The organism is Paraburkholderia kururiensis JCM 10599 = LMG 19447 (assembly GCF_003986935.1).
In the GTDB taxonomy this organism is placed as follows: Bacteria; Pseudomonadota; Gammaproteobacteria; order Burkholderiales; family Burkholderiaceae; genus Paraburkholderia; species Paraburkholderia kururiensis.
Genome location: NZ_RJZE01000018.1, coordinates 22,509 through 37,447 on the forward strand (window position 1 = coordinate 22,509; position 14,939 = coordinate 37,447).

The 14,939-nt window shown below is 64.6% G+C and carries 12 protein-coding genes; 7 read left to right on the plus strand and 5 right to left on the minus strand.

Translation table 11 applies throughout. The features are described from left to right. Positions 1–18 precede the first annotated feature (18 nt). The gene (locus PKKP23_RS21300) at positions 19–3,387 is read left to right on the plus strand and encodes an error-prone DNA polymerase (RefSeq protein WP_126878424.1); all 3,369 of its coding nucleotides are present in this window, start codon (positions 19–21) and stop codon (positions 3,385–3,387) included. Positions 3,388–3,408: 21 nt separating this feature from the next. Here the strand turns inward: PKKP23_RS21300 and PKKP23_RS21305 are convergent, their stop codons facing one another. Beyond that, positions 3,409–4,410 carry a dTDP-4-dehydrorhamnose reductase family protein gene (locus tag PKKP23_RS21305; RefSeq protein WP_126878326.1) on the minus strand — a complete coding sequence of 334 codons (1,002 nt, stop codon included), beginning with the start codon at positions 4,408–4,410 and terminating at the stop codon, positions 3,409–3,411. 28 nt (positions 4,411–4,438) lie between these two features. Next, complete coding sequence (locus tag PKKP23_RS21310; RefSeq protein WP_017776208.1) at positions 4,439–4,651, minus strand: heavy-metal-associated domain-containing protein; 213 nt, start codon at positions 4,649–4,651, stop codon at positions 4,439–4,441. 285 nt (positions 4,652–4,936) lie between these two features. Here PKKP23_RS21310 and cueR point away from each other — a divergent pair, with 285 nt between their 5' ends. From cueR to PKKP23_RS33790, 3 genes are all read left to right on the plus strand, one after another. Next, complete coding sequence (gene cueR / locus PKKP23_RS21315; RefSeq protein WP_126878425.1) at positions 4,937–5,365, plus strand: Cu(I)-responsive transcriptional regulator; 429 nt, start codon at positions 4,937–4,939, stop codon at positions 5,363–5,365. Positions 5,366–5,655: 290 nt separating this feature from the next. Then, positions 5,656–5,802 carry a DUF3563 family protein gene (locus PKKP23_RS21320; RefSeq protein WP_017776210.1) on the plus strand — a complete coding sequence of 49 codons (147 nt, stop codon included), beginning with the start codon at positions 5,656–5,658 and terminating at the stop codon, positions 5,800–5,802. A 284-nt stretch (positions 5,803–6,086) separates the two neighbouring features. After that, positions 6,087–6,485: a hypothetical protein gene (locus PKKP23_RS33790; protein ID WP_161978126.1), complete on the plus strand. Its 399-nt coding sequence runs from the start codon at positions 6,087–6,089 to the stop codon at positions 6,483–6,485. A 13-nt stretch (positions 6,486–6,498) separates the two neighbouring features. Here the strand turns inward: PKKP23_RS33790 and PKKP23_RS21330 are convergent, their stop codons facing one another. Both PKKP23_RS21330 and PKKP23_RS21335 read right to left on the minus strand, forming a co-directional pair. Continuing rightward, complete coding sequence (locus PKKP23_RS21330) at positions 6,499–7,344, minus strand: 23S rRNA (adenine(2030)-N(6))-methyltransferase RlmJ (RefSeq protein WP_126878328.1); 846 nt, start codon at positions 7,342–7,344, stop codon at positions 6,499–6,501. 212 nt (positions 7,345–7,556) lie between these two features. Beyond that, positions 7,557–8,528 carry a potassium channel beta subunit family protein gene (locus tag PKKP23_RS21335; protein ID WP_126878329.1) on the minus strand — a complete coding sequence of 324 codons (972 nt, stop codon included), beginning with the start codon at positions 8,526–8,528 and terminating at the stop codon, positions 7,557–7,559. 195 nt (positions 8,529–8,723) lie between these two features. Between PKKP23_RS21335 and PKKP23_RS21340 the strand changes: the two genes are divergently transcribed. Further along, the gene (locus PKKP23_RS21340) at positions 8,724–9,521 is read left to right on the plus strand and encodes a 3-hydroxybutyrate dehydrogenase (RefSeq protein WP_126878330.1); all 798 of its coding nucleotides are present in this window, start codon (positions 8,724–8,726) and stop codon (positions 9,519–9,521) included. Positions 9,522–9,538: 17 nt separating this feature from the next. Continuing rightward, positions 9,539–10,777 (plus strand): DUF3734 domain-containing protein, encoded by a 1,239-nt coding sequence (locus PKKP23_RS21345; protein WP_126878331.1) that lies wholly within the window; start codon positions 9,539–9,541, stop codon positions 10,775–10,777. Between the two features lie 113 nt (positions 10,778–10,890). Here the strand turns inward: PKKP23_RS21345 and PKKP23_RS21350 are convergent, their stop codons facing one another. Beyond that, a complete protein-coding gene (locus PKKP23_RS21350; protein WP_017776216.1) occupies positions 10,891–12,090 on the minus strand; it encodes an amino acid aminotransferase in 1,200 nt (399 codons plus the stop codon). Between the two features lie 475 nt (positions 12,091–12,565). Here PKKP23_RS21350 and uvrB point away from each other — a divergent pair, with 475 nt between their 5' ends. Next, the gene (gene uvrB / locus PKKP23_RS21355; protein WP_126878332.1) at positions 12,566–14,659 is read left to right on the plus strand and encodes an excinuclease ABC subunit UvrB; all 2,094 of its coding nucleotides are present in this window, start codon (positions 12,566–12,568) and stop codon (positions 14,657–14,659) included. Positions 14,660–14,939: the final 280 nt, after the last annotated feature.

A 14,939-nucleotide genomic window follows, 5' to 3' on the forward strand; every position in this document is an offset into this window, starting at 1 on the left:
AAAGGCGCCGTGCCCCCGATGCCGCAATTGCCGGCGTATGCCGAGCTGCATTGCCTCACCAACTTCACGTTCCTGCGCGGCGCGTCGCGTCCCGGTGAACTCGTCGAGCGGGCCATCCAGTGCGGCTACAGCGCGCTCGCGATTACCGACGAGTGCTCGCTCGCCGGCGTAGTTCGTGCCCACAGCGCGCTCAAAATCATCGAAGCGGAACGCGAGAAGGAACGGAAGGCATGCAGTGAAGGAGAAAAGGAAGCACAACCCGACCCGCCGCTGCATCTGCTGATCGGCAGCGAACTCAATCTCACCGATGAAGCCGGTGCACCGTTCTGCACGCTCGTAGCCATCGCGATGAATCGCGATGGCTACGGCAATCTCTCCGAACTGATCACGCTGGGACGCTCGCGCGCGGCGAAGGGTAGCTATCGGCTGCATCCTGCTGACTTCACCCACCCGCCGCCCGAGCTTGCGCATCTGCGCCATTTGCCCGACTGCGTCCTGCTGCTCGTGCCGCAGCAGGCGGCAACGCTCGCGCAGACGCTGCGCTGCGCGCACTGGCTTGCGGGCATCGCTCCGGACCGCGCCTGGCTCGCGCTCGAACTATGGCAAACCGGCAACGACGAAGTGCGCATCAACGCAATGCGGACCATCGCGCAGCAAAGCGGGCTGCCGCTCGTGGCCGCGGGCGGCGCGTTGATGCATGCGCGTTCGCGCAAGCCGCTGCAGGACACGTTGACGGCCATCGGTCTCGGCCAGCCGCTTGCTCGATGCGGCCACGCGCTCGAACCCAACGCAGAGCGGCATCTGCGTTCGCGGGTGCGGCTCGGTGCGCTGTATCCCGCGGATACGCTCGCCGAAACGCTGCGCGTGGCGAGCCGCTGCACGTTCTCGCTCGACGAATTGGCCTACGAATATCCCGAAGAACTCGTGCCGCCCGGCGAAACGCCGGCCAGCTGGCTGCGCAAGCTCGTGATGGAGGGCGCACGCGCGCGCTGGGCGGGCAGCTTGAGCGAGCGGCAGCGTGATCAGATCGACAAGGAACTCGACCTGATCGCGGACCTGCGCTACGAGAAGTACTTCCTTACCGTGCACGACATCGTGCGTTTCGCGCGCGAGCAGGGCATCTTGTGCCAGGGGCGCGGGTCGGCGGCCAACTCGGTGATCTGCTATTGCCTCTATGTGACCGAGATCGACCCTGTGGACATGAACATGCTGGTCGAGCGGTTCATTTCGCGCGCGCGCAACGAGCCGCCTGACATCGACGTCGACTTCGAGCATCAGCGCCGCGAAGAGGTGATCCAGTACGTCTACGGCAAGTACGGCAGGCGCCGCGCGGCGCTCGCGGCCACGGTGATCTCGTATCGCACGCGCAGCGCGCTGAAGGACGTTGGCAAGGCGCTCGGCCTCGAACCTGCGCTGATCGAACGCATCAGCAGCGCCCAGCAATGGTGGGATGGTCCCGAGGCCGTGGCGCGGTATCTGGCCGAAGCCGGCTTCGATCCCGAGTCGCACGTCACGCAGCATCTGATCCGGCTCACGCGCGAGCTGCGCAATTTTCCGCGCCACCTGTCGCAGCACGTGGGCGGCTTCGTGATTGCGAAAGACAAACTCTCGCGGCTCGTGCCCATCGAGAACGCGGCGATGAAAGACCGCTGCGTGATCGAATGGGACAAGGACGACATCGATGCGCTGAAGCTCTTGAAGGTGGACGTGCTGGCGCTCGGCATGCTCTCGGCGATCCGGCGCGCGCTGGAATTCGTCGCGCTGCGGCGCGGGTTGCCGGCGTATCGCATGCAGGACATCAAGCGCGCCGACCCGGCCGTCTACGAAATGTGCTGCCACGCGGACACGGTGGGCGTGTTCCAGATCGAGTCGCGTGCGCAGCAGAGCATGCTGCCGCGGTTGAGGCCGCGGAAGTACTACGACCTCGTGATTCAGGTGGCGATCGTGCGCCCGGGGCCGATCCAGGGCGGCATGGTGCATCCGTATCTGCGGCGCAGGCAGAAGCTCGAAGCCGTCGAATACGAGAAAGACGATTTGAAGCCGGTGCTCGAACGCACGCTTGGCGTGCCGATCTTCCAGGAGCAGGTGATGCACCTTGCGATGGTCGCAGCCGGCTACAGCGCGGAAGAGGCCGACCGCCTGCGCCGCGCCATGGCGGCGTGGCGGCGCGACGGCGACCTGCGGCCCTATCAGGACGACCTCACGAACCGGATGCTGGCGAGGAAATACACGCGGGAATTCGCGGACCGCATCTGCAAGCAGATCGAGGGCTTCGGCGATTACGGTTTTCCGGAGAGCCACGCGGCGAGCTTCGCGCTGCTCGTCTACGTGAGCGCGTGGCTGAAGCGCTACGAGCCCGCGGCGTTTCTCGCGGGCTTGCTGAACAGCCAGCCGCTCGGCTTCTATTCGCCGTCGCAGCTCGTGCAGGACGCGAAGCGGCACGGCGTGACGGTGCTCGCGCCCGACGTTTCGGTGAGCGACTGGGAATCGGTGCTGGAGGTGCGCGGCCGGCCCGGCGCGCGGTTGGCGGCCGACGAGGCGGCGGCGCGGCGTGCCGATGCGCCTCGCTATGAGCGGTTACTGCGTGCCGTTGCGGTGCCGAAGCACTGTTTTGCTCGCACTGTCCGGCGTGCTGTGAGAGCTTGGGTCAAGCTGCCGGCGCGCGCCTATGGGCGGCGCGGGCCGGCGGTGCGGCTCGGGCTGCGGCTCGTGAAGGGGCTGCCCGAGGAGGCGGCGCATCGCGTGATGGAGGCGCGCCGCGAGGCGCCTTTTACCGACGTCGATGATCTCGCGCGCCGTGCGGCGCTGACGCGGCGAGACCTCCAGGCACTGGCCGCGGCGAATGCGCTCGCAAGCATTGCGGGACACCGGCGTGAGGCGTGGTGGGCCGTCACCGCCCAGCATGCCGTGCCGAAGCTGCTGCGCGACGCGCCGATTGCCGAGGCGCCGCTCGCGTTGCCGCGCGCAACGGAAGGCCGCGAGATCGTCGCCGATTATTCGAGCCTCGGGCTGACGCTGAACCGGCATCCGCTCGCGCTGCTGCGACCGGGGCTCGCGAAGCAGCGCTTTCGCACTGCCGCGCAGTTCGCCCTGTGCCGGCACGGCACGCTGGTGCGCGCATGCGGCATCGTGACGGTGCGGCAGCGGCCGGGCACGGCGAGCGGCACCATTTTCGTGTCGATCGAGGACGAGACCGGCGCGATCAACGTGATCGTGTGGCCGTCGGTGGTGGAGACGCAGCGCCAGGCGCTGTTGAGTTCATCGCTGCTGGCGGTGTCGGGCGTCGTGCAGCGCGAAGGCGAGGTGGTGCATCTGGTCGCACACCGGCTGGAGGATCACAGCCGTTTGCTGGGGCGACTGGCTACGGCGAGCCGCGACTTTCACTGAAGGCGGGCGCGGTTTCGTCGTTCATCGCCTTGTGGCTGACTGCACGCCGCCGGGCCGCCACGGAAAGGCGCGCAGCACGTCGCGAATGCCGGTGTCGAACGGCGTGCGCCGTCCTATGCCCAAGGCTTCGAGACGGCTCGAATCGAGATGGCAGTTGTAGGGGCGTGGCGTGGCGTCCGTGGGCGTGGTCTGCGGCACGAGCGCGGCATCTACCTCCAGCGCTGTGGCGAGGCGCTGCGCGATCTCGTATTTCGTCATCGGTTCGTCGCCCGACCACTGGGCGATGCCGCAAAGCGGCGCTCCGTCGGCATGCCGTTCGAGCAGTTGCCGCACGACGTAAGCGACGTCCGGCGTGAAGGTGGGGTAGCGAATCGCCCAGGCGTCCATGACGGCGGGTTTGGCGGTTTGCGCTTGACGGTCGTCTTGCGTGAAAGCGTTTCGCGCCGATGCCGCAATGGCCGGCACGAGGCTCGTCACGGCGGATTCCTGCCAGTCCAAGATCGGCCCGTAGAGCAGCGGCAGACGCAGCACGAGACCGAGATCCGTGGCGTCGAGCAGCGCGTGCTCGCCTTCGAGCTTGCTGCGCCCGTAGGCGTTGATGGGCGAGGGAGGGTCGTCGGCGTGATACGGCGGGCGCGTGCCGTCGAACACGTAGTCGGTTGAAATCGACAGCACCCACGCGCCGCGCCGCTTCGCTGCACGCGCAATCGCCGCCACTGCTTCGACGTTGAGCGCGCGGGCCAGCGCGGGGTCACGTTCGCAAATGTCGGGCCGCCGCTCGGCGGCTGCGATCACGATGGCCTGGGGCGCTTCGCGTTCCATGAATTGCTCGACCGCGTGCGGGTCGCGGATGTCGAGCGAAAGCTGGCCCAGCCCAGGGCGACTAAACGCCGTCTCAATCACCTGCCACGGCTCGGCTGCCGTGGGGTCCCCGGGGGGCTCATGTTGCGTGTGTTGCCGCAGCTCGGCCGCAATGGCGCGCCCCAGCAGCCCGGACGCCCCGAGCAGGCCAACCTTGAACATGCGTCGCTCCTTTGCCTCGAACGCGTGATTACTGCGCCGGGGACGATGCGCCAACCACCGTGTAACCGGCTTCGTCGATCGCAGCCTTGAGCACGTCCTGAGGCTGGTTCGACTCCACCAGAACGCGGCCCGCGGGGAGATCGACCTGCACGCTGGCGGTGGCATCGTGTTCGTGAATGGCCCGCGTCACGGCGGCGACGCAATGCTGGCAGCTCATGCCTTCTACCTGGAACTGGATCATGGTGTGGACTTCCTTTCGAACTGGAGTGAAACAACGGTTGAATTATGCCCGTGGAAATACATCTACCGTGCTGACCTTCCCATCATGGGAAGCTGTACGATCGACGGACATTGTGAAACTTGCTGCCGCACGCTGCCTGCCGCCTTGCTGCGACGGCGCAGGCAGCGACAAGAGGAGAAGCGCATGAAAACGGTGGGTTTGACCCTCGACATGCCGGCCGGGAAGGGCGGGAAAAGAATGAGCGTTGCGACGGACATCGCCGCGAACGTCACGCTGAGCAGCGCGATGAACATCGGCGAAGCGGCGCGCGCGTCGGGCGTTACGGCGAAGATGATCCGCTACTACGAGAGCGTCGGACTGCTTGCGGCCAGGTCGCGCACCGCAGCGGGCTATCGCGTCTACGGGCCCGAGGAGGTGCATTCTCTGCGATTCATTCGCCAGGCTCGACGGCTCGGTTTTCTCGTGGAGGACATCCGCCGTCTGCTGGCCCTCTGGCACGACCGCTCGCGCGCCAGCGCGGACGTCAAGGCGATTGCGCTCGAGCACGTTGGCGAACTGGACCGCCGCATCGCCGAATTGACCCAGATGCGCGATACGCTGGTCCATCTGGCTGCTCACTGCCACGGCGACGCACGGCCGGATTGCCCGATCATCGAGCGGCTGGCCGACGCCGAGGGAACGACCGAGTCTTGCGCCGGGTGCCACGATGTATGAGTGCAAGGGCGCGGCGAGCTTGCTGCAGGGAGGGCGCGGCAAAATGGCACTGAGTTGGTGCTTTTTGCGCCCGACGAGCGTGCAAAAAGGGATGCATCAAAATAAAAACTTTGAAAATTCAGTAGCTTGAACCAATTTCGTGCATGCACCATTCCAAAACGGAATGCACGCCATTCGGGCATTTCACTACCGCGCTCACGTTGTCTCGCTATAATTCGGGTTAACCCTTTTAAGGGAAATCCCTGACATTTGATCCACCGGGGATTCATTCCTGATCCTTGGAGAACATCATGTTTGCGTACATCCTCGACAAGTTGAGCACCTGGTTCGAAACCGCTGAACGTAACCGCCGCGAGGCCTACCTCGCGCAGTCCACGGACATCGTCCAGCTCGAACAGCGCCTGCGCTCGCTCGAATCCAACGGCTACTCGCTGTAAATCGCGACAGGCCGCGTTCACCGCGGTCGCATTGCCTTGCGGTTTCGGCCAAAGCCCCGCCTCGCGGGGCTTTGGCGCATCTGGAGCGGGAGTTCTTGCGTCGGCGGGCCCTGCACGGGACGCGGGCAATGGCACAGCAAGTCGTACGGGCTAGTCTGAAGCCTGCCATCGCGGTAAGGTAAAGCGTTTCTTGCGCGGGCTCCGGCATCGGGCTGCTGCCCGGCTGCTTACCGGCTCGCGCACCGATCCTTTACAACAACGATCTCGCCGAACGGGGGCTGTTCATGGTCGCACTTCGTTATCTACGCGTCGCCGCGTTGTCGATCCTGCCGGTGGTGGGAGCGCTCTCGATGTTCGCCGCATCTGCGGCGCAGGCTGCTTCGGGCGGACAGCCGCTAATTCTGGATACGCAGCGGGGCATCAGCGACGGCCAGAGCGGCACGGTGCTGCAGACGGCGCCACTCGTGAAGGCACCCATCGTGGAGGCGCAGCCCATTGCGGAACCTGCGCAGCTTGTGCCGTCCAATCAATCCATTCCGTTGTACGTTGCGCCGTACATCTCCGTGGGCGGGCCACAGCAGCAAACGGTCACGCCGGGATCCACGACTCCCGCGACTCCCACGAGCCCGTCTCACCCGGTGCATATCAAGCCGGGACCGCCTCGCATCGTGCCGCAGCAGTAGGCGCATCGCACGCCTAGTTCATGCGGTGTTCGAGTTTGAACTGCGCGTTGTCGTCTTGACCGAGGGCTTTGACGAGCCACGGCAGCGTCTCTTTCATCGTGGCCGCGAGCGTATACGGCGGGTTCAGGACGAACATGCCACTGCCGTACAGGCCGAAACCGTCTTCCGGCGGCCGGCTCACGGTGAGCGTGGCGTGCAGCCAGTTGGTGCTCTGTAGCCGCTTGAGCTGCTCGGGAAAGCGTTGCGATTCGGGCCGTGTGACCTGCGGATACCAGATCGCATAGGTACCGGTGGCGAAGCGCTTCAGGCATTCTTCGACGCAGTTCAGCGTGCGCGCGTAGTCGCGTTTGTCTTCGAACGACGGGTCCACCAGCACGAGTGCCCGGCGCGGGGGCGGAGGCAGAAGCGCCTTGATGCCTTCGAAGCCATCCCCCGCAAACATCATCACGCGACGGCCGGCTTCGCGAAAGTTGTGGCGCAGCACTTCGATTTCCGTGCTGTGCAGTTCGAACAGACGCATGCGGTCCTGCTCGCGCATCAGACGCCACGCGAGATACGGCGACCCGGGGTAATAGCGCAGTTCGCCGTCCGCATTGAGCGCGGCGACTTCGCTCACGTAATCCGCCAGCGCTTCCGGCAGATCGCGCCGGTTCCACAGCTTTGCGATGCCGGTTTCGTACTCGGCTGTCTTCGTCGCGTAGCCCTCCTGCAGTGAATATGCACCGGCACCGGCGTGCGTATCGATGTACCAGTAGGCCTTGTCCTTCTTGCCGAGGTAGCGCAGCAATTGCACGACAACGGTGTGCTTGAGGACGTCGGCGTGATTGCCGGCGTGGAAAGCGTGGCGGTAGCTGAGCATGATAGCGGGCGACGATGTGAGGCGACGAAACGAAGCGCTGAAACGAAACGATGAATTCGGCGAGGGCGAAGACGCGGGACGTGCAGCAGCGGCGCTTTGCATGGATGTGAGCGCTACGCGCAGTGGCAGCCGTGCGGTGCGGTCGCGTATTGTACGCGAGCCTCGCGCATGGCCCGCCGCTCTTTGCGTTGCATCCCGCGGCGGTTGCGTCGTCAGTCGTAGGCGTCGCCTACGATTGCCTCGATGTCCCGCTTGATCTCAGGCGTGATCTTTGCCGCGATTTCCTGCGCTTTCATGTTCTCCGCGATCTGCTCGATGCGGGAGGCGCCCGTAATCACTGTGCTCACGTTGGGATTCTTCAATATCCACGCGATGGCCAGTTGCCCGATCGTGCATCCCAGTTCATTTGCAACGGTGCCGAATTTTCCGACGATCGCGTTCCTGTCTGTGTCGACGAGCCGTTCGCGCAGCCAGTCGTAACCCTGCAATTGCGCACGGCTGCCTTGCGGCACGCCTTCGCGGTACTTGCCCGTTAGAAGGCCTGACGCGAGCGGACTCCACGTGGTCAATCCCAGTCCGATGTCCTCGTAAAGCCGTCGGTATTCGTCTTCCACGCGCCGACGATGAAAGAGGTTGTACTGGGGCTGTTCCATGACAGGCTTGTGAAGGTGATGGCGTTCGGCGATCTCCCAGGCGCAGCGAATTTCGTCCGCACTCCACTCGGACGTTCCCCAGTACAGGGCCTTACCCTGCGTAATCATGTCGCTCATCGCCCAGACCGTTTCTTCGATCGGCGTGTTCGGGTCGGGGCGATGGCAGAACACGAGGTCGACGTAATCGAGCTGCAACCGTGCAAGCGAACCGTCGATTGCGTTGAGCAGATATTTGCGATTGAGCGTGTGGTACTGGTTCGGTGCTTCCTGTAGTCCCCAGAAAAATTTCGTGGACACCACGTAGCTCACACGCGGCCAGCCGAGTTCCTTCAGCGCGTGCCCCATGATCTCTTCGGATTTACCGCCCGCGTAGACTTCGGCGTTGTCGAAGAAATTGACGCCGGCGTCGCGCGCGGCGGCGAGCGATTCGCGTGCAGCGCGGCGGTCCACCTGATTGCCATAGGTGACCCAGGAGCCAATGGACAACTCGCTGACCTGCAAGCCGGAGCGGCCGAGCCTTCGATAGTTCATGAATTCCTCCGTGGAAAAAAGTTGGCGCAACCGGCAGCTTAGTCCTGTCCGGTTTTATTCGCCGCGTGCTCTGCTTCATGCACAATAGCGTGGTTGGCCGCGGCGCAGTATCTTCCGCCTGGCATAGGCCATCCGGACGAGTGTGCGCCACCTGCGCGCCGTGGTTTCATTTCATCTACTGCATGGAGGTGCTGGATGTCTACAGTGAATACGAGGCTCGATGGCAAGGTCGCCGTTGTCACCGGCGCAGCGAGCGGAATCGGCAAGCAGATCGCGCTTTCGTTTGCCGAGGCGGGTGCGGCCGTGGCCATCGCCGACTTGAATCCGGAAGGCGCGAACGCCGTGGCGGACGAGATTCGGGCAGCGGGTGGCAAGGCGCTTGGCGTTGCGATGGATGTCACGAACGAAGACGCGGTGAACCAGGGTATCGACAAGGTCGCCGCCGAGTTCGGTTCGGTGGATATTCTCGTTTCGAACGCCGGCATCCAGATCGTCAATCCGATTGAAAACTACGCGTACGCCGACTGGAAGAAAATGCAGGCCATTCACGTGGACGGCGCATTCCTCACGACGAAGGCTGCACTCAAGCACATGTACAAGGACGACCGTGGCGGTGTGATCATCTACATGGGGTCCGTGCACTCGCACGAGGCCTCGCCGCTGAAGTCCGCCTACGTAGCCGCCAAGCATGCGCTACTGGGCCTTGCACGCGTGCTCGCCAAGGAAGGCGCAAAGCATAACGTGCGCTCGCATGTGGTGTGTCCGGGCTTCGTGCGTACGCCGCTGGTGGACAAGCAGATTCCCGAGCAGGCGAAAGAACTCGGCATCAGCGAAGAGGACGTGATCAAGCGCGTCATGCTGGGCGGTACGGTGGACGGCGTGTTCACGACCGTCGACGACGTCGCTCAAATGACGCTCTTCCTCGCCGCCTACCCCACGGCCGCGCTGACGGGGCAGTCGTTCATCGTCAGCCACGGCTGGTACATGCAATAACGGCAGGGAGCGCGGCCATGGCGCAACCGAAGGTGAAACGGGCCCGGGCCGGCACAGCCGGCGACGCCGCCGGCGAGCGCGCCGGCGCCGCGTCCCGGGTTCGGGCGGACGGCCCTGTCAAGCTGCCGCCGTATGAGTGCATTGCACTGATGCTGCAAGGCGGCGGCGCACTAGGTGCCTATCAGGCGGGCGTCTTTCAGGGCCTCGACGAAGCGGGCATTGTGCCGAACTGGTTATGCGGTATTTCGATCGGCGCGCTCAATACCGCCATCATCGCCGGCAATGAGCCTGGGCATCGCGTCGAGCGCTTGCGACAGTTCTGGGAAACCATCTGCCAGCCCGCATTCGGGCCGCCGCTGCCGCCTGTCCTCGAGCACGCGCTCTTCAATTCCGGCGACGTGTTGCGCAAGACGTTCACGGCGATGCAGGCGGTCGGGGCAGTCGTGGAGGGGCAGAAGGGCTTCTTCGTGCCGCGGTTCCCGCCGCCCATGCCGGCCGGCGCCGGTGCGCCACAGGCCGCAAGCTACTACGACACCGCGCCACTGAAGGCGACACTCGAGCGCCTGTGCGATTTCGATCGCATCAATTCGGGCGAGATTCGCGTGTCGGTCGGCGCGGTGAATGTCGCCACAGGCAACTTCGCGTATTTCGACAACCGGCACCAGCATCTCAAGGCCGAGCACTTCATGGCGTCCGGCGCGCTCCCGCCGGGCTTTGCGGCTGTGGAAATCGACGGCGAGTATTACTGGGACGGCGGTCTCATGTCCAACACGCCGCTCTACGAGGTCATTCAGACAACGCCGCGTCACGACACGCTCGCGTTCCAGGTGGATCTTTGGAGTGCACGCGGCCCCGTGCCCGACAACATCACCGACGTGCAAGGACGTGTGAAGGACATCCAGTATTCAAGTCGCACGCGCCTTGTCACCGACATGATGCAGCGCTCGCAACGTTTCAGGCACGTGCTGCGCGAGGTGCTCGAACGTGTCACGCCGGAGGAGCGCGACGATCCCTGGTGTCAACTCGCGGACGAACTTTCGTGCTCGAAGAAGTACAACGTGTTCCATCTGATCTACCGCCAGAAGGAATACGAAGGGCACTACAAGGACTACCAGTTCGGGCTCTCAACGATGCGCGCGCATTGGGAAAGCGGTCTGCAGGACATTCGGGCGTCGCTTGCCCAGCCCGGGTGGCTCGACATGCCGGACAACGACGCGGGCTTCGTCACGCACGACATCCATCGCGATCTGCGCTAACCCGCGCAGAAACAAAAACGGCGCTCCATGAGGGAGCGCCGTCAGATGTCCGGTGGAAGCAATACGCTGCGGTAAGACCGGCGACGTCCGCAGTCGTATCGCCGCCCCTGCAATTACTTCAGTACTTGCGCGATCGCATTGGCCACCACGTCGAGGTTGCGCGTGTTGAGCGCAGCCACGCAGATGCGGCCGGTGCTCACCGCGTAGATGCCGAACTCTTCGCGCAGACGGTCGACCTGAGCGGCCGTCAGGCCCGAGTACGAGAACATGCCACGCTGTGCGTTGACGAAGCTGAAGTCGCGCTGCACGCCGGCTGCCTTCAGGCGTTCCACGAGCCCGTTGCGCATGGCGCGGATGCGATCGCGCATTTCGCCGAGTTCCGCTTCCCACGTCGCGCGCAGTTCCGGCGAGCCGAGCACGGCCGCCACGATCGAGCCGCCGTGCGTCGGCGGATTCGAATAGTTCGTGCGAATCACGCGCTTCAACTGCGAGAGCACGCGCGCGGCTTCTTCCTTGCTGCCCGTCACGATCGACAGCGCGCCGACGCGTTCGCCATACAGCGAGAAGGACTTCGAGAACGACGACGAGACGAACACGTTCAGCTCAGCCGCTGCGAAGAGGCGCACAGCCGCTGCGTCCGCATCGATGCCGTCGCCGAAACCCTGGTACGCGATGTCGAGGAACGGCACCAGCTCGCGCGCCTTCACGACTTCGACGATCTGCTGCCATTGCGCCGGGCTCAGGTCGACGCCGGTCGGGTTGTGGCAGCACGCGTGCAGCACGACGATCGTACCGGCCGGGTAGCCGTTGAGTGCTGCCAGCATGCCTTCGAAGTTCACGCCATGAGTGGCTGCGTCGTAGTACGGATAGGCGACCACTTCGAAGCCGGCGCCTTCGAACAGCGCGCGGTGGTTTTCCCAGCTGGGGTCGCTGATCGCGACCTTCGCCGTGGGGTTCAGGCGCTTGAGGAAGTCCGCCCCAATCTTCAGTGCGCCGGTGCCGCCCAGCGCCTGGGCCGTCACGACGCGGCCAGCGGCGATCAGCGGCGAATCGTTGCCGAGCAGCAGCTTTTGTACGGAAGCGTCGTAGGCCGCAATGCCCTCGATGGGCAGATAGCCGCGCGGCAGCGCCGCTTCGACACGCGCCTTCTCCGCCTCGCGCACTGCACGAAGCAGCGGAATCTTGCCTTCTTCGTTCGTGTAGACGCCGACGCCGAGGTTCACCTTGGTGGTACGGGTGTCGGCGTTGTAGGCCTCGTTCAGGCCGAGGATGGGGTCGCGCGGGGCAAGTTCGACAGCGGAAAAGAGGGACATGATGGTTCGACAGTAGTCAAGGAAGGAATGCTGGTGTCGTGGGCGGCGGCGAGCGGAAGGCTTGCCGGCCCGGCGCCTCGCTCGGGGCGGGCGACACGGCCGCAGCCACGCATAACAGCGAGGCTCATCGGCACGCGCAACGCGACATTGTAACGAATCCGGGCGTCGTTTTTGACCCGGCAGCGGCGTTTTTGCCCATAAAGGCGGCACGCGGGATGGTTTCGCCGCCTTTGCGAGCGCCGGCCACGCGGCTTGCGTGCGGCCCGGTGCGGGCGCTTGCCGCGCCGTCGGCTCTGCGACGCGATGCAACGCGACGAGCCGCCGTCCCGCCACCCCGGGCAGCACCCGCCGCCGGCCACCTCGCCGCTCATGCCGCTCACGCCGCTCACGCGAAACGCCGCTGGATCAGGCCCCCGCCCGCCCTTTTGCAAAACGCTAGAATAGTCGTTTGCTTGCGGCTGAGGATCCTGCTCCCATGTCCGAACACCACCTGGCCGAAGTCGACGGCACGCTTGACGAATCGAAGTTCGTCTCTTTCGAAGGTTCTCCTTTCCAGCTGTACCAGCCTTATCCGCCCGCCGGCGATCAGCCGGACGCGATCAACACGCTCGTCGAAGGCGTCGAGGACGGGCTCGCGTTCCAGACGCTGCTCGGCGTGACCGGTTCCGGCAAGACGTTCACGATGGCCAACACGATTGCGCGGCTGGGCCGTCCGGCGATCGTGTTCGCGCCCAACAAGACGCTTGCGGCGCAGCTTTATTCGGAATTCCGCGAGTTCTTTCCGCGCAACGCCGTCGAGTACTTCGTCTCGTACTACGACTACTACCAGCCGGAAGCCTATGTGCCGCAGCGCGACCTGTTCATCGAAAAAGACTCGTCGATCAACGAGCACATCGAGCAGATGCGCCTGTCGGCCACCAAGAGCCTGATGGAGCGCCGCGACGTGGTGATCGTCGCGACGGTGTCGGCCATTTACGGTATCGGCAATCCGACCGAGTACCACCAGATGATTCTCACGCTGCGCACGGGCGACAAGCTCGGCCAGCGCGACATCATCGCCCGGCTCATCGCGATGCAGTACAACCGCAACGAAGCCGATTTCCAGCGCGGCACGTTCCGCGTGCGCGGCGACACCATCGACATCTTCCCGGCCGAGCATGCCGAGATGGCGCTGCGCGTCGAACTCTTCGACGATGAGGTCGAAACGTTGCAGCTCTTCGATCCGCTCACGGGCCGCGTGCGGCAGAAGATCGTGCGCTTCACCGTGTATCCGTCGTCGCACTACGTGACGCCGCGCGAAACGGTGCTGCGCGCCGTGGAGACGATCAAGGCGGAACTGCGCGAGCGGCTCGAATTCTTCAACCGCGACGGCAAGCTCGTGGAGGCACAGCGGCTCGAGCAGCGCACCCGCTTCGACCTGGAGATGCTCCAGGAACTGGGTTTCTGCAAGGGCATCGAGAACTACTCGCGGCACTTTTCCGGCGCGGCGCCGGGCGAGCCGCCTCCCACGCTCGTCGATTACTTGCCGTCGGACGCGCTGATGCTGCTCGACGAGTCGCACGTGCTGATTGGCCAGCTGAACGGCATGTACAACGGTGACCGTGCGCGCAAGGAGAACCTCGTTGACTACGGGTTCCGGCTGCCGTCCGCACTGGACAACCGGCCGCTCAAGTTCGCCGAGTTCGAGCGCAAGATGCGCCAGGTGGTTTTCGTCTCCGCGACGCCCGCCGACTACGAGCAGAAGAAGGCCGGGCAGGTGGCCGAGCAGGTGGTGCGGCCCACAGGGCTCGTGGATCCGCAGATCGAAGTGCGGCCGGCGTCGACCCAGGTGGACGACGTGCTCTCCGAGATCAACGAACGCGTGAAAGCCGGCGACCGTGTGCTCGTCACGACGCTCACGAAGCGCATGGCCGAGCAGCTCACCGAGTTCCTCACCGACCATGGCGTCAAGGTGCGCTATCTGCATAGCGACATCGACACGGTGGAGCGCGTCGAGATCATCCGCGACCTGCGGCTCGGCACGTTCGACGTGCTGGTCGGCATCAACCTGCTGCGCGAAGGGTTGGATATACCGGAAGTCTCGCTGGTGGCGATTCTCGACGCCGACAAGGAAGGCTTCCTGCGCGCCGAACGTTCGCTGATCCAGACCATCGGCCGCGCGGCGCGCAACGTGAACGGCAAGGCGATCCTGTACGCGGACCGCATCACCGACTCCATGCGCCGCGCCATCGACGAAACGGAGCGGCGGCGCGCGAAGCAGATCGCCTACAACGAACGCATGGGCATTACGCCGCGCGGCGTGGTGAAGCGCATCAAGGACATCATCGACGGGGTCTACAACGCCGACGAGGCGCGTGCGGAACTGCGCGAGGAGCAGGAGCGCGCGCGGTTCGAAGACATGTCCGAGAAGCAGATTGCGAAGGAGATCAAGCGTATCGAGAAGCAGATGATGGAGTACGCGAAGAATCTCGAGTTCGAGAAGGCCGCCCAGGCGCGCGACCAGCTTGCGCTGCTGCGCCAGCGCGTGTTCGGCGCGAATGTCGGCGATCACGTGGCCGGGGCGGGTTGAGCGACGGAGCTGAGCCGACGCTTATGCCATGGCGCCGGCTGCCATCACCTGCCTTTCACTGTTGAGCCCGGGCTGTCTTGCCACCGCCTGATGTGTCCCGCGCGCTCGGGCATTGCTGCCGCCCGGGCTGTCTCGCCCGTCTCCCTTTCCAGAATGCTCGCTACTGCCACGCCGAAAAACGCGCGGCGGCTAGCGGGAAACCCTCCTGCCGTAAGGCTTTCATGACATTTCGATTTGTTGATGGCGGGGAACGGTGATACACTCGCGCATGTATTGAGAA